At 71.0% G+C, this 19,031-nt stretch carries 23 protein-coding genes; 17 read left to right on the top strand and 6 right to left on the bottom strand.

Translation table 11 applies throughout. The annotated features are described in order from the left end of the window. A complete protein-coding gene (locus ACQP1P_RS06270) occupies window positions 1-675 on the top strand; it encodes a hypothetical protein (RefSeq protein WP_433083994.1) in 675 nt (224 codons plus the stop codon). Here the strand turns inward: ACQP1P_RS06270 and ACQP1P_RS06275 are convergent. Continuing rightward, window positions 672-1,316, bottom strand: coding sequence for an acyltransferase (locus tag ACQP1P_RS06275; RefSeq protein ID WP_433083996.1), 645 nt, complete (start codon window positions 1,314-1,316; stop codon window positions 672-674). The genes ACQP1P_RS06270 and ACQP1P_RS06275 overlap by 4 nt on opposite strands. 151 nt (window positions 1,317-1,467) lie before the next feature. Here ACQP1P_RS06275 and ACQP1P_RS06280 point away from each other — a divergent pair, with 151 nt between their 5' ends. Both ACQP1P_RS06280 and ACQP1P_RS06285 read left to right on the top strand, forming a co-directional pair. After that, window positions 1,468-2,682, top strand: a complete 1,215-nt coding sequence (locus ACQP1P_RS06280; RefSeq protein WP_433083998.1) for a glycosyltransferase family 4 protein — start codon at window positions 1,468-1,470, stop codon at window positions 2,680-2,682. Further along, window positions 2,679-3,371 carry a polysaccharide deacetylase family protein gene (locus tag ACQP1P_RS06285; RefSeq protein WP_433084000.1) on the top strand — a complete coding sequence of 231 codons (693 nt, stop codon included), beginning with the start codon at window positions 2,679-2,681 and terminating at the stop codon, window positions 3,369-3,371. Before ACQP1P_RS06280 ends, ACQP1P_RS06285 begins: the two co-directional genes overlap by 4 nt. Before the next feature lie 6 nt (window positions 3,372-3,377). Here ACQP1P_RS06285 and ACQP1P_RS06290 read toward each other — a convergent pair whose 3' ends face one another. Then, on the bottom strand, window positions 3,378-4,316 hold the full coding sequence (locus tag ACQP1P_RS06290; RefSeq protein ID WP_433084002.1) for a glycosyltransferase family 2 protein: 939 nt from the start codon (window positions 4,314-4,316) through the stop codon (window positions 3,378-3,380). A gap of 14 nt (window positions 4,317-4,330) precedes the next feature. Next, entirely contained in the window at window positions 4,331-5,407 is a 1,077-nt protein-coding gene (locus ACQP1P_RS06295; RefSeq protein WP_433084004.1) for a GNAT family N-acetyltransferase, read from the bottom strand. A 159-nt stretch (window positions 5,408-5,566) separates the two neighbouring features. Between ACQP1P_RS06295 and ACQP1P_RS06300 the strand changes: the two genes are divergently transcribed. Both ACQP1P_RS06300 and ACQP1P_RS06305 read left to right on the top strand, forming a co-directional pair. Continuing rightward, a complete protein-coding gene (locus ACQP1P_RS06300; protein ID WP_433084006.1) occupies window positions 5,567-6,205 on the top strand; it encodes an L-threonylcarbamoyladenylate synthase in 639 nt (212 codons plus the stop codon). Window positions 6,206-6,233: 28 nt separating this feature from the next. Next, window positions 6,234-6,803, top strand: coding sequence for a phosphotyrosine protein phosphatase (locus ACQP1P_RS06305; RefSeq protein ID WP_433084007.1), 570 nt, complete (start codon window positions 6,234-6,236; stop codon window positions 6,801-6,803). Here the strand turns inward: ACQP1P_RS06305 and ACQP1P_RS06310 are convergent. Then, on the bottom strand, window positions 6,763-8,247 hold the full coding sequence (locus tag ACQP1P_RS06310) for an SDR family oxidoreductase (protein ID WP_433084009.1): 1,485 nt from the start codon (window positions 8,245-8,247) through the stop codon (window positions 6,763-6,765). The genes ACQP1P_RS06305 and ACQP1P_RS06310 overlap by 41 nt on opposite strands. Before the next feature lie 43 nt (window positions 8,248-8,290). On the opposite strand from ACQP1P_RS06310, the gene glyA reads away from it, so the two are divergent. Continuing rightward, complete coding sequence (gene glyA, locus ACQP1P_RS06315) at window positions 8,291-9,541, top strand: serine hydroxymethyltransferase (RefSeq protein ID WP_433084011.1); 1,251 nt, start codon at window positions 8,291-8,293, stop codon at window positions 9,539-9,541. Next, window positions 9,538-9,927, top strand: coding sequence for a hypothetical protein (locus ACQP1P_RS06320; protein ID WP_433084013.1), 390 nt, complete (start codon window positions 9,538-9,540; stop codon window positions 9,925-9,927). The genes glyA and ACQP1P_RS06320 overlap by 4 nt, the downstream gene beginning before the upstream one ends. Here ACQP1P_RS06320 and ACQP1P_RS06325 read toward each other — a convergent pair. After that, window positions 9,924-10,358 (bottom strand): hypothetical protein, encoded by a 435-nt coding sequence (locus ACQP1P_RS06325; RefSeq protein ID WP_433084015.1) that lies wholly within the window; start codon window positions 10,356-10,358, stop codon window positions 9,924-9,926. The two genes, ACQP1P_RS06320 and ACQP1P_RS06325, sit on opposite strands and share 4 nt — an antisense overlap. Before the next feature lie 234 nt (window positions 10,359-10,592). On the opposite strand from ACQP1P_RS06325, the gene ACQP1P_RS06330 reads away from it, so the two are divergent. From ACQP1P_RS06330 to ACQP1P_RS06375, 10 genes are all read left to right on the top strand, one after another. Further along, window positions 10,593-10,808: an AtpZ/AtpI family protein gene (locus tag ACQP1P_RS06330; protein ID WP_350616168.1), complete on the top strand. Its 216-nt coding sequence runs from the start codon at window positions 10,593-10,595 to the stop codon at window positions 10,806-10,808. A 36-nt stretch (window positions 10,809-10,844) separates the two neighbouring features. Continuing rightward, window positions 10,845-11,621 carry a F0F1 ATP synthase subunit A gene (atpB, locus tag ACQP1P_RS06335; protein ID WP_433084017.1) on the top strand — a complete coding sequence of 259 codons (777 nt, stop codon included), beginning with the start codon at window positions 10,845-10,847 and terminating at the stop codon, window positions 11,619-11,621. A gap of 121 nt (window positions 11,622-11,742) precedes the next feature. Then, a complete protein-coding gene (atpE, locus tag ACQP1P_RS06340; protein ID WP_223101581.1) occupies window positions 11,743-11,967 on the top strand; it encodes an ATP synthase F0 subunit C in 225 nt (74 codons plus the stop codon). A gap of 36 nt (window positions 11,968-12,003) precedes the next feature. Then, on the top strand, window positions 12,004-12,549 hold the full coding sequence (locus ACQP1P_RS06345) for a F0F1 ATP synthase subunit B (RefSeq protein WP_433089865.1): 546 nt from the start codon (window positions 12,004-12,006) through the stop codon (window positions 12,547-12,549). Then, window positions 12,549-13,382, top strand: a complete 834-nt coding sequence (locus tag ACQP1P_RS06350) for a F0F1 ATP synthase subunit delta (RefSeq protein ID WP_433084019.1) — start codon at window positions 12,549-12,551, stop codon at window positions 13,380-13,382. The genes ACQP1P_RS06345 and ACQP1P_RS06350 overlap by 1 nt, the downstream gene beginning before the upstream one ends. A 38-nt stretch (window positions 13,383-13,420) precedes the next feature. Beyond that, entirely contained in the window at window positions 13,421-15,058 is a 1,638-nt protein-coding gene (gene atpA / locus ACQP1P_RS06355) for a F0F1 ATP synthase subunit alpha (protein WP_433084021.1), read from the top strand. A 3-nt stretch (window positions 15,059-15,061) separates the two neighbouring features. Further along, the gene (locus tag ACQP1P_RS06360; RefSeq protein ID WP_433084023.1) at window positions 15,062-15,988 is read left to right on the top strand and encodes a F0F1 ATP synthase subunit gamma; all 927 of its coding nucleotides are present in this window, start codon (window positions 15,062-15,064) and stop codon (window positions 15,986-15,988) included. Continuing rightward, window positions 15,988-17,421, top strand: a complete 1,434-nt coding sequence (gene atpD, locus ACQP1P_RS06365) for a F0F1 ATP synthase subunit beta (protein ID WP_433084025.1) — start codon at window positions 15,988-15,990, stop codon at window positions 17,419-17,421. Before ACQP1P_RS06360 ends, atpD begins: the two co-directional genes overlap by 1 nt. Window positions 17,422-17,683: 262 nt before the next feature. Continuing rightward, entirely contained in the window at window positions 17,684-17,965 is a 282-nt protein-coding gene (locus ACQP1P_RS06370; RefSeq protein ID WP_350616156.1) for a F0F1 ATP synthase subunit epsilon, read from the top strand. A 16-nt stretch (window positions 17,966-17,981) separates the two neighbouring features. Beyond that, window positions 17,982-18,437, top strand: coding sequence for a DUF2550 domain-containing protein (locus ACQP1P_RS06375; protein ID WP_433084027.1), 456 nt, complete (start codon window positions 17,982-17,984; stop codon window positions 18,435-18,437). A 6-nt stretch (window positions 18,438-18,443) separates the two neighbouring features. Here the strand turns inward: ACQP1P_RS06375 and ACQP1P_RS06380 are convergent, their stop codons facing one another. Further along, window positions 18,444-19,016: a cob(I)yrinic acid a,c-diamide adenosyltransferase gene (locus tag ACQP1P_RS06380; protein ID WP_433084029.1), complete on the bottom strand. Its 573-nt coding sequence runs from the start codon at window positions 19,014-19,016 to the stop codon at window positions 18,444-18,446. Window positions 19,017-19,031 lie beyond the last annotated feature (15 nt).

Raw genomic sequence — 19,031 nt, forward strand, 5'->3', positions numbered from 1 at the left:
ATGTATCTCAACGACGTCGTCCGCGCGCTGAGCCGGCAGTGGATCGTCGTCGTCCTCGGGGTGATGTTGACCGCAGGGCTCGGCTACCAGGCCGCGCGGGTCAAGCCGGTGTATCTCGCCTCCGAGGTGCTCGTGGTGAAGTATCCGGTTTCACCCGACTCACCCAACCCCTTGACCGGGCTGTACCCGCCCGTCGCCATCACGGCGGCCGCCGTCGCGACGAGCCTGCGGACGCCGGACTACGAGGAGCGGTTCCGGCGGGCGGGTGTGACCGGCACCTACGAGTTCGCCCCCCGCAACACGGGCACCAACCAGGAGCCCCGCTACATCATCTCGTCGCTGACGGTCAGCAACACCACCGACAGCGAGGAGCAGGGGCTCCTGGGGCTGCGCATCCTGACGGAGGCCTACACCGAGAAGCTCAAGGAGCTGCAGGACCGCTGGAACGTCCGGCAGGACCTGCGGTTCACGGTCTCGACCCTGGTGGCGCCGAGCGTGACGATGCTGTCGCACTCGGCGGTGCGGGCGCTGCTCGGCTCGGCGCTCCTGGGCGGCCTGGCCACGCTGGCCGTGCCGCTGTGGGTGGACAAGTACGTCCGGCGCCGCCGCCGGCTTCGCGAGGCCAGGAAGGCGGCCGAGGCGGCCGGCGGGAGCCTGGCCGCCGGCGCGGCCTAGGCGGGTCCAAGCGGGTCCAGGCCGGTCCAGACCTCGGTCAGCTGCCCGTCCGACTCGACGTACTCCGCGCCGGTCGAAGGGCACACGAACCGCCCGTCCCCCTTCGCCACCAGCCGCACGCCCGCCCGGCCGACCCACCCGACCCGCCGGGCCGGCACCCCGACCACCAGGGCGAAGTCCGGCACGTCGGACACGACCACGGCGCCGGCGGCGACGAGCGCCCAGCGCCCGACGGTCACCGGAGCGACGCAGACCGCCCGGGCCCCGATGGCGGCGCCGTCGCGGATCACCACGCCGACCGCCTCCCAGTCCTCGCCGGTCTTGAGCCGGCCCTCCGGCGTGACCGCCCGCGGATAGGTGTCGTTGGTCAGCACCGCCGCCGGGCCGAGGAAGACGCCGTCGCCCAGCGTCGCCGGCTCGTACGCCAGCGCGTAGTTCTGCATCTTGACGTTGTCGCCGAGCCGGACGCCGGGGCCGACGTAGGCGCCGCGGCCGATGACGCAGTTGCGTCCGAGCCGGGCCTCCTCACGTACCTGGGCCAGATGCCATACGGTGGTACCCGCGCCGATCTCCGCCCGATCGTCGACATCCGCGCTGGCCATCACCCGGGCCGGGCGTGGCTCCTCCTGCAGCTCGTCCATCGCGGCATCCTAACGCCCGCCGCCGTCGCCGCCGCCCATGTAAGAAAGGCGACAGGTTGGCACCTGACCGGCCCATTGCCTTCGCCGGAGGAGTCGCGCAGCGTACATCCGTACTTTCATGTCTCAACGGCGGAACGGGGCGATCCGGACCATGGCCAACACGCGGCCGCACGTCGCAATCCTCGTGGCCAACCTGCCCGCGGAGCGAGACCGTCGCGTCATCCGCGAGTGCCTGAGTCTCGAGGCGAACGGGTACGACGTCACCGTCATCGCGCCGCGGGGCGACCCGTCGCTCAAGACCCTGCCGAACAGCCGCAACACCCGGCTCAAGCCGTACCCCGTCAAGGTCTACGGCAGTGGTGTCGTCACCTTCGCGGTCGAGTTCGCCTGGTCGTTCATCTGCATCGCGTTCCGGCTGCTGGGCGAGATCCTCGCCGGGCGGGCCCACGCGGTCCAGGTGTGCAACCCGCCGGACGCGTACTGGCCCCTGGCGATCCTGTTCCGCGCGCTGGGCCGCCCGTGGGTGTTCGACCACCACGACCTGTGCCCCGAGGTCTACGCCACCCGCTCCGGCACGCCGAACAGCCTCGTGTTCGGCACGCTGGTCGCCTTCGAGTGGCTCACCCTGCGCACCGCGACGGCGGTCTTCGCCACCAACGAGTCGTACCGCACCAACGCCCTCGGCCGCGGCGTCAAGCCCGAGAAGATCACCGTCGTGCGCAACGGCCCGAGCGCGAGCGAGATCAAGCCCGCCCCGCCGCCGAGCGCGCCGGACGAGCACACGATCGTCTACCTCGGCGTGCTCGGCCCCCAGGACAACGTCGAGGGCGCGGTGCTGGCGGCCGAGGAGCTGATCCGGCTGCGGCCCAGGCCCGACTGGCGGATGGTCATCGCGGGCGACGGCGAGACCCTGCCCGCGCTGACCAAGCTCGTCGCGGATCGCGGCCTCGGCAACGTCGTGGAGTTCACCGGCTGGCTCGAGGGCCCGGCGATCGACGAGCTGCTGCGCAAGGCGACCGTGGCCATCCAGCCCGACCTGCCCACGCGCATGAACAACCTCTCGACGATGGCCAAGACGGTGGAGTACCTCGGCCGCGGGGTGCCCGTCGTCGCGGCGGACCTGATCGAGACCCGCCGCAGCGCCGGCGAGGCCGCGGTGTACGTCGAGCACGGCACGCCGCACGAGTACGCCACCGCCCTGGCCGCGCTGCTGGACGACCCGGCCGAGCGGCAGCGGATGCGCGAGATCGGGCTGGCCCGCTTCGCCCACGAGCTGTCCTGGGAGCACCAGAGCCGCGGCTACATCGAGGTGTGGAACCGTCTGCTGGCCAAGCGGCTGCGCCGGGCCCAGGCCTCAGCCTCATGACGTCGTCGGACGGCGAGGTCCTCAACGTCCTGTTCCACGGCATCGGCACGCCCGAGCGCGAGCTCGAGCCGGGCGAGGACACGTACTGGATCGACGCGGACACGTTCCACCGCATCCTCGACGACGTGGTGGCCGCCTCGGCCGCGGGCGATCTGCCGGCGCTGCGGCTCAGCTTCGACGACAGCAACACCTCGGACATCACCGTCGGCCTGCCGGCGCTGCTGGAGCGGGGCCTGACCGCCGACTTCTTCGTGCTGGCGGGCCGGCTGCGCTCGCCCGGCAGCCTCGACGCCGACGCGGTGCGGGAGCTGCGGCGGCAGGGCATGAACATCGGCACCCACGGGATGCACCACCACCCGTGGCGCGGCCTGGACGCCGACCGGCGCCGGGACGAGTTCGTGACCGCCCGCGAGACCATCGCCGAGGTCATCGGGGCGCCCGTCACGCAGGCCGCCTGCCCGCTGGGCCGCTACGACCGCCAGACGCTGAGCGAGCTGCGCCGGTTGGGCTACGCCGAGGTGTTCACGAGCGATCGCCGTTACGCGCGCCGGGGACGATGGCTGCAGCCGCGGTACAGCGTCCGCCGGGGCGACACCGCGGCGAGCTTCCGGGCCCAGATCGCCGCGAGCCGGACCCCGGCCATGCGCACCCGCAACGCGCTGGCCGGGACCGTCAAGCGCCTCCGCTGAGCGCCCCTACGACGGGCGGGGCACCGAGGGGTGCACCGTCCACGGGCCGGGCGTCTCGCGCATGCGGGTGGGGCTGAGCAGCGACTTCACCGCCATGCGGCTCTGCGGCTTGCCGGTCACGGCCCGGCTGGACTCGCGCAGCAGGAGCGCGGACCAGTAGACGGACGTGGCCGCGAGGGAGTGCCGGCGGCGGTAGAGCCGGACCCGGTTGGTGGTGAGCAGCGCCCACAGCCGGGGCGAGACGCGCGAGTCGCCCTCCAGGTGCACGGCGCGGGCGGCGGGGTTGTACCGGGTGCCGAGGCCGGCGTCGCGGGCGCGCAGGGCGAAGTCGGTCTCCTCGGAGTACAGGAAGAAGGACTCGTCCCAGGGTGCGCAGCGCTCCCAGCACTCCTTGCTCACCAACATGGTCGACCCCTCGGCCCAGTCGGCCATGCGCTCCTGCTCGTAGTACGCGTCATCGGTGATCACCTCGCCGAGGACCCGGAACTTGCCGGCCCGCCGGGCGCCCAGCAGCGCGTCGCCGAGGATGCGCGGGATCGAGGGCTCGCGGCGCAGGGTGGGGATGAGCCGCCCGGTGCCGTCCTCGATGCGCGGCACGGCGAGCCCGACCCCGGGCGTGCGCAGCGTGTCCAGCAGCGTGCGGATGCAGCCGGGGCCGAGCCGGACGTCCGGGTTGAGCACGAGCACGGCCGTGTGCGGACCGGCCACGGCCACGGCGGCGTTGATGCCCGCGGCGTAGCCGGCGTTGCGGCCCATCTCGACGATGGTGGCCTCGGGCGCGAGCCGGCGCAGCGCCTCGACGGTGCCGTCGGCCGAGGCGTTGTCCGCCACCGTCAGGTGCCAGCGCACGCCGTCCAGGCCGGTGCCGAGCGACTCCATCAGGGCCGGCAGCAGCTGCTCGCTGTTGTAGGTGACCACGACGACCGCGACGGCCTCGTCCTGCACGTTCGCCTCCGCGTTCACTTGCCCGCCAGCCGCGACTTGACCATGCGCAACAGCTTGCCGGTGCGCCCGCTGCGCAGGGCGTCCCCCACCTTGCCCGTCTTCACCGACCGCATCATCGCGTCCTGCGCCCGCCGCGCGGAGGTGACCGACCACGACCGCCCGACCCGCCCCGCGGCCACCGGCAGCTCGTCGTTGCGCAGCCGGTCCTTGTACAGCGCCTTGGACTTGCCCAGGTCGATGTGGCCGATGCCGTCCGCCGCCCCGGCCTCGGCCATGCGCAGGCAGAGCAGGATGCCGGCCGAGTACTTGTGCAGCTCGGTGTCGTAGGACGGGAACCAGTAGGCCAGCACCGACTCGCTGCGCAGCCCGAGGTGCGCCGCGACCGGCCGGTCGCCCGCGTAGATCGTGGAGACGACGGCGCGGCACCCGGGCGCGCCGGAGGTCATCAGCTCGTCGATGACCTGGCGGATCCAGGGCGTGTCGAACCGGTCGTACTGCTGCGTGCGCTGGTACTGCGCCGACTTCCAGGCCCGCAGCGCGTCGAACGCGGTGTCGCTGCGGTCCTCCCAGACGAAGCGCTCCTCGCCGAGGTCGCGCACCATGCCCCGCTGCTTGCGGTTGGCCTGGCGGATCACGTCGCCCTCGCGCATCCGGTCGGCGACGTACTCCTCATAGCCCTTGGACACGTCCATGATCGGCGAACCCGCGCGTTCCCGGTGATAGGGCGCGAACGGGGCCTGGTCGCCCATCAGGTGATCGAACTCCCAGACGGGGAGGTTGCACGCGCGCAGCAGCGCGATCGGGTCCCACTCGAGCCCCTTCGCGTGCACGAGCCCCTGGCAGTCGGAGATGCCGAAGCCGATCGGCACGCCGATGACCCGCCGGCGGACCTCGTAGGGGAAGAAGCCGGCCACCTGTCCGTCGTCCTCGAGCACGGCGACCCGCGCGGCGGGCCTCACCCGGGCGACCGCGAGGGTGAACTCGGGTGACAGGAACGGACTGGCCAGGGCCGGGTCGGCCCGCTGCAGGGCGCGCCAGCGATCCAGTTCCGCCGGGCCGAGATCAGTCGCACGGACAACCGAAATCTTCACCTAGTGTCTTCTCCCCAAGTCGCTTCGCGCGAGCGTCGTCCGGGCGCGTCCATCCTGCCGGTCCGGCGGGCGATGCCGAAACATCTTCGAGTGTCGGCTATGCGCACCGGACGGCCACCGTTCGGCGCGGTTCGGCGAGTGGCAGACTAGCGTCTCGTGATGCTCTACGACTGCAGCGTGCTCGCCGAGCGCGAGCGCGGGATCGCCGCCGCCATCGAGGCCGTTGGCCGCGGGGACCTGATCGTCATGCCGACCGACACGGTGTACGGCATCGGCGCCGACGCGTTCAAGTCCTGGTCCGTCACCGCGCTCAACAACGCCAAGGGTCGCACCACGCCGGTGCCGGTGCTGGTGGGTTCGCGGCACACGCTCGACGGGCTCGTGTTCGGCCTGCCCCAGGCCGCCCGCGACCTGGTCGACGCGTTCTGGCCCGGTGCGCTGACCATCGTGGTGGAGCACGCGCCGAGCCTGCAGTGGGACCTGGGCAGCACCGACGGCACGGTCGCGGTGCGCATGCCCCTGCACCCCATCGCGCTGGAGGTGCTGCGCGAGACCGGCCCGATGGCGGTGTCGTCGGCCAACAAGCACGGGCAGCCGCCGGCCGAGACCGCCGCCGAGGCGCGGGACCAGCTGGGCTACTCGGTGAGCGTGTACCTCGAGGGCGGCCCCTGCCCCGAGCCCGTCGCGTCCACGATCATCTCGGTCGTCGGCGGCGAGCACCGGGTGCTGCGGGCCGGCGCGATCCCGCTGGAGAAGCTGCGGGAGGTCGTGCCCGACCTCATCGCGCTCGAGTCCTGATCGCGCCCGGGTCCGGACAGGCCTGCCGATGGCGCCGTTCAGCGTGCTGTGCGTCTGCATGGGCAACATCTGCCGCTCGCCGATGGCCGAGCGGCTCCTCGTGGCCGACGCGCTCGCGCTGGGCGGCTCGGCGGACGATCTCTACGTGCACGGCGCCGGCACCGGCGGCTGGCACGCGGGGGAGCCGATGGACCCGCAGGCGGCCCGGCAGGTGCGGGCCCGCGGCGGCAGCGTCGAGGGGTTCCGGGCGCGCAAGCTGCTCGCCGAGCACGTCGACGCCTCCGACCTGGTGCTCACCGCGACGATCGAGCAGGTCGAGTTCGTGGCCGAGCTGCGCCCGGACGCGGCCGCGCGCACGTTCGTCTTCGGCGAGTTCGGCCGGCTGATCCGCGGCCTGGAGCCACCCGCCGGGGCGAGCGTGTACGAGCGCGGGGTGGCCCTGGTCGAGGCGGCCGATCGCGCGCGGGCGGGGCGGCCGGCCCTGGCGTCGGACGAGCTGGACGACCCGTGGGGCCGCGCCGACTCCTACTTCAGCCGGGTCGCCGACGAGATCCGCGCTACGACCGCGCCGTTGGCTGAGGCGCTGTTCGCACGCTGAGCGCGGCCCTGGCGATGTTGCGCGCCATGCGCCCGAAGACGAGCCCGTGCAGCGGGGCGACCGTGCGCCAGTACACGTGCCCGGCCAGCCCCCGCGGGACGAACACGAGCACCTGCTCGTAGACGGTGCGGTCCTGCTCGTCGACGGCGGCGCGCAGCTCCAGCCACGCGCGCCCGGGCATCTTCATCTCGGCCCGCAGCCGCAGCAGCTCGCCGGGGACGATCTCCTCCACCCGCCAGAAGTCCACCGCCTCCCCGGCGTAGAGCCGCTGCGGGTCCCGGCGGCCCCGGCGCAGGCCCACGCCGCCGAAGAGCCGGTCGACGACGCCGCGCAGGGACCAGGCGAGGCGGGAGGAGTACCAGCCGTGCTCGCCGCCGATCGACTCGATCACGTGCCAGAGCTGCTCGGGCGACGCCTGCGTGGAATGGGCGCGCTCGTCGCGGTAGGCGCTGCCGCCCGACCAGGCCGGGTCGCTCGGCAGCGGGTCGCTCGGCGCGCTGGACGGCATGGCACCGGACCAGCGGGTCTCCACGTCGGCGTCGCGGATGCGGCGCAGGGCGAGCGAGACCGCGGTGTCGAAGCCGGTCAGGCCGTCGTGCGGGTCGGGTACGTAGGCGGCGATGTCGTGCTCGGTGCAGACCGCCTCGTGGATGAGGCTGCCCACGAGCGGGCGGGCGATCCGGTTGGGCACCGGGGTGACGAGGCCCACCCAGTGCGACGACAGCCGCGGGGTCAGGACGCGCACGGGCACCAGCACACGGCGCCGGAGGCCGGCGATGCGGGCGTAGCGCTGCATCAGCCCGGCGTAGGTGAGCACGTCTGGGCCGCCGATGTCGAACGCGCGGTTCACCGGCGGCGGGAAGACCGTGGCGGCGGCGACGAGGTACCGCAGCACGTCGCGGATCGCGATGGGCTGGATGCGGTTGCGCACCCAGGCGGGGGTGACCATGACCGGCAGCCGCTCGGTCAGGTACCGCAGCATCTCGAACGACGCCGAGCCCGAGCCGATGATGACCGCGGCGCGGAACACCGTGGCCGGCACGGCACAGCGCAGGAAGATGTCGCCGACCTCGCCGCGGGAGCGCAGGTGCGCGGAGGCCTTACCGGGCGGGACGGGGCCGCCGAGGTACACGATCCGCTCCACCCCGGCCCGCTCGCACGCGACGGCGAAGTTGAGCGCGCTGAGGCGGTCGACGTCCTCGAAGGACTCCTGGCCCAGGGCGTGCACCAGGTAGTACGCCACCTCGACGCCCCGCATCGCCTCGGCCAGGCCCTCGTCCTCGGCCACGTCGCCGGTGACGATCTCGACGCGCTCCGACCAGGGCACGTCGCGCAGGCGGCGCGGGTCGCGGGTCAGGCAGCGCACCTCGTGTCCGGCCGCCAGCAGGCGGGGGACCAGGCGGCCGCCGACGTACCCGGTCGCGCCGGTTACCAGACATCGCATGACTTCATGCTTACCCTGCGCAATCGGCCCCTAGACTCATTTCATGGGCGACATGTACTGGGGGCCCGACTTCGACGCGCTGCGGGAGACCGATCCCGAGATCGCCGACGTCGTCCTCGACGAGCTCGCGCGCCTGCGCGGCGGGCTCCAGCTCATCGCGAGCGAGAACCTGACCTCGCCGGCCGTGCTCGCGGTGCTCGGCTCCACGCTCACCAACAAGTACGCCGAGGGCTACCCGGGCCGCCGCTACTACGGCGGCTGCGGCGAGGTGGACCGGGCCGAGGCGCTGGGCATCGAGCGGGCGAAGGCCCTCTTCGGCGCCGAGCACGCCAACCTCCAGCCGCACAGCGGGTCGAGCGCCAACCTGGCCGCGTACGCCGCCCTGCTCATGCCCGGCGACACCGTGCTGGCGATGGAGCTGCCGCACGGCGGCCACCTGACCCACGGCAGCAAGGTCAACTTCTCCGGGAAGTGGTTCACCACGGTCGGCTACCCGGTGCGCAAGGACGACGAGCTGATCGACTACGACGAGGTGCGCGACCTGGCCCTGGCGCACCGGCCGAAGCTCATCGTCTGCGGGGCGACCGCCTACCCGCGGCTGATCGACTTCGCGCGGTTCCGGGCGATCGCGGACGAGGTGAGCGCCTACCTCATGGTCGACGCCGCGCACTTCATCGGCCTGGTCGCGGGCGGGGCGATCCCGTCGCCGGTGCCGCACGCCGACGTCGTGTGCGCGACCACGCACAAGGTGCTGCGCGGCCCCCGCGGCGGCATGATCCTGTGCCGGGAGTCCCTCGCCCAGCGCATCGACAAGGCCGTGTTCCCCTTCACCCAGGGCGGCCCGCTCATGCACGCGGTCGCGGCGAAGGCGGTGGCGCTGCGGGAGGCGTCCCAGCCCGCCTACGCCGACTACGCCCGCCAGGTCGTCGCGAACGCGAAGGCGCTGGCCGCGGCGCTGGAGGGCGAGGGCATGCGGCCCGTGTCCGGCGGCACCGACACGCACCTGGCGCTCATCGACCTGCGCGCGCTGGGCATCACCGGCCGCGAGGCGGAGGAGCGCTGCGACGCCGGCGGGATCACGCTCAACAAGAACGCCATCCCGTACGACCCCGAGAAGCCGATGACCGCCTCCGGCATCCGCGTCGGGACGCCCTCGGTCACGACCCAGGGCATGAAGGAGCCCGAGATGCGGCGGATCGCGGCGCTCATCGCCGCGGCCGTCCGCGGCGAGCCGGTGGCGGAGCGGGTGCGGGAGCTCACATCCGCGTTCCCCGCGTATCCTTCGACGCGATGAAGAAGCGGCTGCACCACCTTCCCGCCCAGTTGCTCGCGATGGCGATCGTGCTGGTCGTCACCGTGCCCATCGCGCTGTGGCGCGACGGCTGGACCGGCGTCGGCGGGGACGCGGCCGGGGTCGCGCTGGTCACCCTGAGCTACGTGGTCTCCAGCCTGGTCATCGCCTGGACCGATCTGAAGGCGCACCACATGCTGCTGCCGGTGGCGCTGGCGACCTACATCATCAAGTTCACGATCATCGGCTTCGCCATGTGGGCCGCCCTGAACACGAACTGGGCCGGGCTGCCGTGGATGGGCGTCTCGGTGATCGTGTCGGTGATCGCCTGGATGACCGCGCACGCGGTGTGGGTGTGGCGCGCCAAGATCCCCTACGTCGAGGTCTAGCCGCACGGACTGCGCCGCTCGGAGCCGAGCGCCGCGCCGGTTCGGCCGCCGTTCACCGACCATTCCGCCGCTGTTCGATACGTGCCGGCCGAGCAGGCCGCGGTGACCTGCCGAGCGCGCTGAGCGGCCGGTACGGAGCGCAATGTCTCGCCCTTGGCCGCCGTGAACGTCTGCTGCGCCACCGTCGTCCAGCCCGCATCGGTACTGCGCTGCAGCCGGACGGTCAGCGCGAGCCGGTCCGGGCCGGGGGAGTCGCAGTGGAAGCGAGCCTCGCCGACGAGTTTTCCGTCACGCTGTGTGACACGCTGTGGTGAAATGGAACACAGTGTCCCCGTGATCCCGCCCACGGGGCGAGGCGTCTGGTCGCGGCCGGTCTTCGTCACGACGACGGCCGCGAGGATCAACAAGAAAGCGATGGCGGCGTTGCGCATGGTCACCACCCGGGTACCCATTGTTAGGATGCACGCTTAGCTAAGCCCCTGGGGGTGACCGTGCGCAACATTCACTCATGCGTCAGTCGTGTAGTTGACCCTCCGCGAGCATTCAGAGGAGTAGCGTTGACGACCGCCGGTTGATGGCCCCGGCCCGATGAGGAACCCCCGCGCGATGAGCACGCGGGGGTCGATGCACGGGTGCTCCCGGCAGGCTGATATGGTCACCGCGTCATGGCGGATAACCAGACACCAAAGCAATCCGGTGCGAGTGGCGCCAATACAGGTTGGGCCGCCGTCGGATACCTCATCTCGGGCATTGCCGTGTGGGGTTTCGTCGGCTGGCTCATCGACCGTTGGCTCGGGTCGGACGGGATCGTCACCGGGATCGGATGCGTGCTCGGCGCGGCCGGCGGCATCTACCTCGTGGTCAAGAAGCTCGGCGCCTGAGCCGGTGGCACTTCAATACATGTCGAGAGGAACGTGGTGAGCGGTCAGGTTCTGGCGGAGGTGCCCTTCCCGCCCAGCGTGAATGACATCTACCCGCCCGCCCTGTTCGGCGGTGCGGAGTGGCTTACCAAGTTCAGCCTGTTCCTGTGGCTGGCCGCCGCGATCGTGATCGTCTTCTTCCTGGTCGCCTACCGCAACCCGAAGGTCGTGCCCACCAAGGGCCAGTGGCTCGCCGAGAGCCTCTACGGGTTCGTGCGCGAGGGCGTGGCCAAGGACGTCATCGGCCACGAGGGGCTGCGCTTCGCGCCCTACCTGGCCAGCCTGTTCATCTTCATCCTGGTCGGCAACGTCTTCTCGATCGTGCCGTTCATCCAGGTGTCGCCGATGGCCCACATCGCCTTCCCGCTGATGCTGGCGCTGTGCACCTACGGGCTCTACCTCTACCAGGGCTTCAAGAAGCACGGCTTCCTCGGCTACCTCAAGCACGCGACGGTGCTGCCGGCCCCGTGGTTCATGCAGCCGCTGCTGCTGCCGATCGAGGCCCTGCAGGCGTTCATCCTGCAGCCGCTCACCCTGGCGCTGCGGCTCTTCGCCAACATGTTCGCCGGCCACATGCTGCTGCTGGTGTTCACGCTCGGCGGGTTCGCGCTGCTCAACGCGGAGAGCCTCTTCCTCAAGCCGATCTCCGTGGTCTCCTGGGCGATGACGATCATGCTGACGTTCTTCGAGCTGCTGATCGCCGCCCTGCAGGCCTACGTCTTCACGCTGCTGACGGCCAACTACCTCGCCGGCACCCTGGCCGAAGAGCACTGAGCCGCACCCGGCGTCCCCGCACCACCCACCCCCGCTTCTCGAACTTCGAAAGCGTTGCCGCTCCACCTTTTTCAGTTGTCCCGCGTGAACCGTTCACGCGAGATCCCAGGAGGATTCACAGATGGCTCTGGCAGAGATCACCGGAAGCATGGCCGCGGTCGGTTACGGCCTCGCCGCGATCGGCCCCGGCATCGGCGTCGGTATCGTCTTCGCCTCGTACATCCAGTCGACGGCGCGTCAGCCCGAGTCGGCCGGCCTCACCCGTACGTACATGTTCCTCGGCTTCGCCGTGGTCGAGGCGCTCGCCCTGCTGGGTATCGCCTTCGGCTTCGTGTTCGGCAAGTAACCTCCCCCCTTCGAACGAGCCGGGAGGTTTCCCATGCTGATCTTCGCTGAAGAAGCTGAGCACAACCCGATCATCCCGATCTGGCAGGAGATCGTCGTCGGCGGCATCGCCTTCGCGATCCTGTGCTTCGTGCTCATGAAGTTCGTCTTCCCGCGCATGGAGGAGACCTTCCGGGCGCGTGTCGACGCGATCGAGGGCGGGATCAAGCGCGCCGAGGAGGCGCAGGCCGAGGCGAACCGGCTGCTCCAGCAGTACAAGGAGCAGCTCGCCGAGGCCCGCACCGAGGCGGCTCGCATTCGTGATGAGGCGCGCGCCGACGCGACGGGCATCCGCGAGGACATCCTCGCCAAGGCCCGCGAGGAGAGCGACCGCATCATCGCCGCGGGGCGCGACGCCCTGCAGACGGAGCGGCAGACCATCGTCCGCCAGCTGCGCGCCGAGATCGGCTCGCTCGCGGTCGACCTGGCCGGCCGGATCGTCGGCGAATCGCTCGAGGAGGAGGCCCGCCGCCGTGGCACGGTCGAGCGGTTCCTCGAGGAGATCGGCGAAGGCGACGCGGCCGGTGCCGCCGGGCGGCGCTGATGGACGCGGCGTTCACGAACACCGCCAACCGCGACGCCTACGGGGCCGCCGCCGACAGGCTCGCCGGGTTCTCGGCGAGCGCTGACGTCGCTGCGATCTCCAAGGCCGCCGACGAGATCCTCGCGGTCGCGGACCTGCTGCGGCGCGAGCCGCGGCTGCGCCGGGCGCTGGCCGACCCGGGCCGCCCGGGGGCCGACCGCGCGGAGCTGATCGGCTCGATCCTGTCGGGCAAGGTCGGCACCGAGACCGTCGACCTGCTCAGCGTGCTGGTGTCCGGACGCTGGTCCGGGCCGGGCGCGCTGCTCGACGGCGTCGAGCGGCTCGGTGCCGACGCGCTGCTGTCGGCCGCCGACCGGGCCGGGGACCTGGCCGACGTGGAGGACGAGCTCTTCCGCTTCAGCCAGATCGTCGCGGGCGACCCGCGGCTCGCCGGTGCCCTGAGCGACACCACCGCTCCCGTCGCGGTGCGCTCGGAGCTCGTGTCGGGCCTGCTGAAGGGCAAGGCCAAGCCGGCCACGCTCGGCCTCACGCAGCTCGCGGTCGCCGGTTTCGGCGGCCGGGGCTTCGACAGCTCGATCAGCCGCCTGGTCGAGCTGGCCGCCGCGAAGCGGGACCGGTCGGTGGCCTACGTGACCACCGCCGTCGCGCTGAGCGAGGCCGAGGAGCAGCGCCTGGCCGCTCGCCTCGCCGAGTTGTACGGTCGGAACGTCTCCCTGAAGGTCGACGTCGATCCGCGCATCATCGGTGGCGTGCGGGTCAAGGTCGGCGCGGACCTCTACGACGGCACGGTCGCCCGGCGCCTCGCCGAGGCCAAGACGGCGCTCTCGAAGTAATTACCCCGAAGCTTGATACTCCAGATAGAAGGTTGAGGATGGCCGAGCTGACCATCTCCTCGGACGACATTCGGGGCGCACTCGAGCGCTACGTCTCGTCCGTTGACTCAAAGATCTCCCGCGAGGAGGTCGGCGTCGTCTCGTACGCCGGCGACGGTATCGCCCAGGTCGAAGGCCTTCCCTCGACCATGGCCAACGAACTGCTCGAGTTCGAGGACGGCACGCTCGGCGTCTCGCTCAACCTCGACGTCCGCGAGATCGGCGTCGTCGTCCTCGGCAAGTTCGAGGGCATCGAGGAGGGCCAGCAGGTCAAGCGGACCGGCCGCGTGCTCTCGGTGCCGATCGGCGACGCCTTCCTCGGCCGCGTGGTCAACCCGCTGGGTGAGCCCATCGACGACCGCGGCGACATCGCCAACGAGGGCTACCGCGAGCTCGAGCTGCAGGCGCCGAACGTCATGGCCCGCCAGCCGGTCAAGGAGCCGCTGCAGACGGGCATCAAGGCGATCGACGCCATGACCGCCATCGGCCGCGGCCAGCGCCAGCTGATCATCGGTGACCGCAAGACCGGCAAGACCACGGTCGCGCTGGACACGATCATCAACCAGCGGGACAACTGGAAGTCCGGCGACCCGAAGAAGCAGGTCCGCTGCATCTACGTCGCCATCGGCCAGAAGGCGACCACGATCGCCGCGATCAAGGGCACCCTCGAAGAGCAGGGCGCGATGGAGTACACCACCATCGTGGCCTCCCCGGCGGACGACCCGGCGGGCTTCAAGTACCTCGCCCCCTACACCGGCTCGGCCATCGGCCAGCACTGGATGTACGGCGGCAAGCACGTCCTGATCGTGTTCGACGACCTGACCAAGCAGGCCGAGGCCTACCGCGCCGTGTCGCTGCTGCTGCGCCGCCCGCCGGGCCGCGAGGCCTACCCGGGCGACGTCTTCTACCTGCACTCGCGGCTGCTCGAGCGCTGCGCGAAGCTGTCGGAGGAGCTCGGCGGCGGCTCGATGACCGGCCTGCCGATCATCGAGACCAAGGCCAACGACATCTCGGCCTACATCCCGACGAACGTCATCTCCATCACCGACGGCCAGGTCTTCCTGGAGTCCGACCTGTTCAACCAGGGTGTCCGCCCGGCCATCAACGTCGGCACCTCGGTGTCGCGGGTCGGCGGCTCGGCCCAGGTCAAGGGCATGAAGGACGTCGCCGGCCGGCTTCGGCTCGACCTGGCGCAGTACCGCGAGCTCGAGGCGTTCTCCGCGTTCGCCTCCGACCTGGACAAGGCCTCCCGCGCCCAGCTGGACAAGGGTGCCCGCCTGGTCGAGCTGCTCAAGCAGCCGCAGTACTCGCCCTTCTCGGTCGAGGAGGAGGTCGTCTCGATCTGGGCCGGCACCACGGGCCAGCTCGACTCGGTCGCGGTCAGTGACATCCGCCGCTTCGAGACCGAGTTCCTGCAGCACCTGCGCTCCAGCCGCAAGGAGCTGCTCGACGCGATCGCCTCGACCAAGAAGCTCGAGCAGAGCACGATCGACGGCCTGACCGAGGCGATCAACTCGTTCAAGCAGGTGTTCTCGGCCAAGGACGGCGAGACCGCGGTCAACGAGGCGCCGGCCAAGGCGCTGGAGGGCGAGCAGTCCCGCGAGACCGTCACCCGCCAGGTCCGGAAGTCGGGCTGACGCATGGCCGGTCAGGTACAGGCGCTGCGCCGGAGGATCCGCACGGTCAAGTCGACCAAGAAGATCACCAAGGCGCAGGAGCTCGTCGCCACGAGCCGCATCGGCAAGGCGCAGGAGCGGGTTGCCGCTTCCCGCCCCTACGCCGACGCGATCACGGACGTGCTGACGGCGCTGGCCAGCAACGCGAACCTCGACCACCCGCTGCTGGCGCCGCGCACCCCGGTCCACCGGGCCGGCGTGCTCGTCGTCACCAGCGACCGGGGGCTGTGCGGCGGCTACAACGCCAACGCGCTGCGCACCGCGGAGCAGCTGATCGCCAAGCTGCGCGGCGAGGGCAAGCAGGTCGCGCTGTACGTCGCCGGTCGCAAGGGCGTGGCGTACTACCGCTTCCGCGGTCGTGAGATCGCCGGGAGCTGGACGGGCTTCTCCGAGCAGCCGCGCTACGAGAACGCGTCGGAGATCGGCGAGACGCTCATCCAGGCCTTCGTCAACGGCGCCGACGACTCGGTCGACGGCCCCGGCGCGGACGGCATCCTCGGCATCGACGAGCTGTACATGGTGCACACGCAGTTCCGCTCCCTGATGACCCAGACCCCGATCGCGCGGATCGTCGCGCCGATGGAGGTCGAGGAGACCGAGGTCAGCGGACCACTGCCGGCGTACGAGTTCGAGCCGGACGCCGAGGCGCTGCTCGAGGCGCTGCTGCCGAAGTACATCAACACGCGCATCTTCGCGGCGTTGCTGGACTCGGCGGCCAGCGAGTCGGCCGCCCGCCGGCGCGCCATGAAGAGCGCCTCCGACAACGCCGACGACCTGCTGAAGCGGTACACCCGCGAGATGAACTCCGCGCGGCAGGCGGCGATCACCCAGGAAATCAGCGAGATCGTCGGCGGCGCCAACGCGCTGGCGGCGGCGGGAAGTGATGTGTGATGACTGCACCAGCAGACACGAAGACCGCGGTCGGCCGCGTGGTCCGGGTCATCGGCCCGGTCGTCGACGCCGAGTTCCCGCGTGACGCCATGCCCGACATCTACAACGCGCTCCACGTCGACGTGACCCTCTCCGAGGGCACGAAGAAGCTGACGCTCGAGGTGGCCCAGCACCTCGGCGACAACATGGTGCGCGCGATCTCCATGCAGCCCACCGACGGCCTCATCCGCGGGGCCGAGGTGCGCGACACCGGCGCGGGCATCTCGGTGCCGGTCGGCGACGTGACCAAGGGCCACGTGTTCAACGCGCTCGGCGAGGTCCTCAACGCCGACGAGTCGAAGCTCGAGATCAAGGACCGCTGGGAGATCCACCGCCCGGCCCCGAAGTTCGCCGAGCTCGAGCCGAAGACCGAGATGCTGGAGACCGGCATCAAGGTCCTCGACCTGCTCGCGCCCTACGTGCGCGGTGGCAAGATCGGCCTGTTCGGCGGCGCCGGCGTGGGCAAGACGGTGCTCATCCAGGAGATGATCACCCGTGTCGCCCGCAACTTCGGTGGTACGTCGGTCTTCGCCGGCGTGGGTGAGCGCACCCGTGAGGGCAACGACCTCATCCTGGAGATGGCCGAGGGCAACGTTCTGGACAAGACCGCGCTGGTCTTCGGCCAGATGGACGAGCCGCCGGGCACCCGGCTGCGCGTCGCGCTCTCCGCGCTGACCATGGCGGAGTACTTCCGTGACGTGCAGAACCAGGAGGTGCTGCTCTTCATCGACAACATCTTCCGGTTCACGCAGGCCGGCTCCGAGGTGTCGACGCTGCTCGGCCGTATGCCGAGCGCCGTCGGTTACCAGCCGACCCTGGCCGACGAGATGGGTCTGCTGCAGGAGCGCATCACCTCCGTGCGGGGCAAGGCCATCACCTCGCTCCAGGCGATCTACGTGCCCGCCGACGACTACACCGACCCGGCGCCGGCCACGACGTTCGCCCACCTCGACGCGACGACCAACCTCGAGCGGTCGATCTCGGACAAGGGCATCTACCCGGCCGTCGACCCGCTGGCGTCCTCCTCGCGCATCCTCGCGCCGGAGTTCGTCGGCATCGAGCACTACACGGTCGCCCGCGAGGTGCAGCGGATCCTGCAGAAGTACAAGGACCTGCAGGACATCATCGCCATCCTCGGCATGGACGAGCTGTCCGAAGAGGACAAGGTGACGGTCGCGCGGGCCCGCCGTATCGAGCGGTTCCTGTCGCAGAACACCTACGCCGCGGAGCAGTTCACGAGCATCCCGGGCTCGACCGTCCCCCTCAAGGAGACGATCGAGGCGTTCAAGAAGATCAGCGAGGGCGAGTACGACCACTTCCCCGAGCAGGCGTTCTTCATGTGCGGTGGCCTCGAGGACCTCGAGAAGAAGGCGCACGACCTGATGAAGGACTGACCTTCGTCGGTCTTCGGGAGGCGCGTCGCCGGGCCGGTGGCGCGCCTTCTCCTTTGTTGATGAACATCTGCAATTTTCGGCAAAGCCACTTCGCTGGGCGGTGACGTGCGTCACGCTCTGAAGTGTTCGACCCGAGACTCCGCGCGCGGCGTGGCAAGCGCGCTTCACCAGGTGTGCCAACGTGGTGAGGCCCACTGCTCGGCGCGTCGGATCATTGACTAGACTCGTCCAAACCGAATCGCGCACACGAGGAGTAACTAGCGTGGCGAGGCAGCTGCACGTGGAGCTCGTAGCCGTCGAGGAAAAAGTGTGGTCCGGCGACGCGGACATGGTCGTGGCGCGCACGACGGAGGGTGAACTCGGCGTCCTCTACGGCCACGAGCCGCTCCTGGGCCAGCTCGCCGAAGAGGGCCAGGTGCGCATCAAGCAGAACGGTCAGGAACTGGCGTACGACGTCGCCGGCGGGTTCATCTCCGTCAGCGGCACCGGCGTGACGGTCCTCGCCGAGAGCTGCACCCCCGCCACCGCTTCCGCAGCCCACTGACGGCCGGGCGGCGCAGGTGAGGATCGTCGAGGGCATCGGCATCGCGGTCCTGATCCTGCTGGCCGCCCTGGCGGTGCTGTTCCTGCGCCGGCTCGTGATCGCGCGGCAGGGCGGCACCATCGAGCTCGGGGTGCGCCTGAGCACCATCATCCCCGGTCGCGGCTGGTCGGCCGGGCTCGCCCGGTTCGCCGGCGACGAGCTGCGGTGGTATCGCATCTTCAGCTTCTGGCCGGGCCCGCGCCGAGTGCTTTCCCGGCGCGGGCTCGCCGTCGACCGCCGCCGTGCCCCGGACGCGGCCGAGCTGCTCGTGCTGCCGCCCGACTGGGTGATCGTCCGGTGCGTCAGCCGCCAGTCGCCCGTCGAGATCGCGATGGCGGAGCGGGCCCTGACCGGCTTCCTGTCCTGGGTCGAGGCGGCGCCCCCGGGGGACTCGACCCCGGAGACGCGGCCGTACCGCTACAAGGCGAGCTGAGCCTGTCTACCGCTCGCCGCCGGGCACCCACTTCACGTCGCCGCCCGGGTTGGCCGTGCGGCACAGGATGAACAGCAGGTCCGACAGGCGGTTGAGGTACTGCAGCGCAATCTCGTTGGTCCGTCGCGCATCGGCCTCCCAGAGCGCCCAGGCGCTGCGCTCGGCCCGCCGGGCCACCGTCCGGGCCACGTGCAGCAGCGCGGCGCCGGGGGTGCCGCCGGGCAGGATGAAGGAGTCCAGCTTGGGCAGCTCCTCGTTGAACTCGTCACACCACTGCTCCAGGCGCTCCACCTGCCCGGCCGTCACGCGCAGCGGCGGGTGCGGCGGGTCGGCCGCGATGGGGTTGCACAGGTCCGCCCCGACGTCGAAGAGGTCGTTCTGCACGGCCCGCAGCACCGTCGCGATCCGCTCGTCGAGCGCGCCCAGCGCGAGCGCGGCGCCGATCGCGGCGTTGGTCTCGTCGACGTCGGCGTACGCGACCAGGCGCGGGTCGGTCTTCGACACCCGCGAGAAGTCGCCCAGTCCCGTCGTGCCGGTGTCTCCGGTCTTCGTGTAGATCCGCGTGAGGTGAATGGCCATGGTTTTCACGGTACG

The sequence above is a fragment of the Dactylosporangium sp. CA-052675 genome, assembly GCF_050947935.1.
Lineage (GTDB): Bacteria > Actinomycetota > Actinomycetes > Mycobacteriales > Micromonosporaceae > Dactylosporangium.

Bases quoted from the DNA above. Each gene is read 5' to 3' on its own strand.
- ACQP1P_RS06270 (WP_433083994.1), top strand. From the start codon at position 1: ATGTATCTCAACGACGTCGTCCGCGCGCTGAGCCGGCAGTGGATCGTC.
- ACQP1P_RS06275 (WP_433083996.1), bottom strand. From the start codon at position 1,316: ATGGACGAGCTGCAGGAGGAGCCACGCCCGGCCCGGGTGATGGCCAGC.
- ACQP1P_RS06280 (WP_433083998.1), top strand. From the start codon at position 1,468: ATGGCCAACACGCGGCCGCACGTCGCAATCCTCGTGGCCAACCTGCCC.
- ACQP1P_RS06285 (WP_433084000.1), top strand. From the start codon at position 2,679: ATGACGTCGTCGGACGGCGAGGTCCTCAACGTCCTGTTCCACGGCATC.
- ACQP1P_RS06300 (WP_433084006.1), top strand. From the start codon at position 5,567: ATGCTCTACGACTGCAGCGTGCTCGCCGAGCGCGAGCGCGGGATCGCC.
- ACQP1P_RS06305 (WP_433084007.1), top strand. From the start codon at position 6,234: ATGGCGCCGTTCAGCGTGCTGTGCGTCTGCATGGGCAACATCTGCCGC.
- ACQP1P_RS06310 (WP_433084009.1), bottom strand. From the start codon at position 8,247: ATGCGATGTCTGGTAACCGGCGCGACCGGGTACGTCGGCGGCCGCCTG.
- glyA (WP_433084011.1), top strand. From the start codon at position 8,291: ATGGGCGACATGTACTGGGGGCCCGACTTCGACGCGCTGCGGGAGACC.
- ACQP1P_RS06320 (WP_433084013.1), top strand. From the start codon at position 9,538: ATGAAGAAGCGGCTGCACCACCTTCCCGCCCAGTTGCTCGCGATGGCG.
- ACQP1P_RS06325 (WP_433084015.1), bottom strand. From the start codon at position 10,358: ATGCGCAACGCCGCCATCGCTTTCTTGTTGATCCTCGCGGCCGTCGTC.
- ACQP1P_RS06330 (WP_350616168.1), top strand. From the start codon at position 10,593: ATGGCGGATAACCAGACACCAAAGCAATCCGGTGCGAGTGGCGCCAAT.
- atpE (WP_223101581.1), top strand. From the start codon at position 11,743: ATGGCTCTGGCAGAGATCACCGGAAGCATGGCCGCGGTCGGTTACGGC.
- ACQP1P_RS06350 (WP_433084019.1), top strand. From the start codon at position 12,549: ATGGACGCGGCGTTCACGAACACCGCCAACCGCGACGCCTACGGGGCC.
- atpA (WP_433084021.1), top strand. From the start codon at position 13,421: ATGGCCGAGCTGACCATCTCCTCGGACGACATTCGGGGCGCACTCGAG.
- ACQP1P_RS06360 (WP_433084023.1), top strand. From the start codon at position 15,062: ATGGCCGGTCAGGTACAGGCGCTGCGCCGGAGGATCCGCACGGTCAAG.
- atpD (WP_433084025.1), top strand. From the start codon at position 15,988: ATGACTGCACCAGCAGACACGAAGACCGCGGTCGGCCGCGTGGTCCGG.
- ACQP1P_RS06380 (WP_433084029.1), bottom strand. From the start codon at position 19,016: ATGGCCATTCACCTCACGCGGATCTACACGAAGACCGGAGACACCGGC.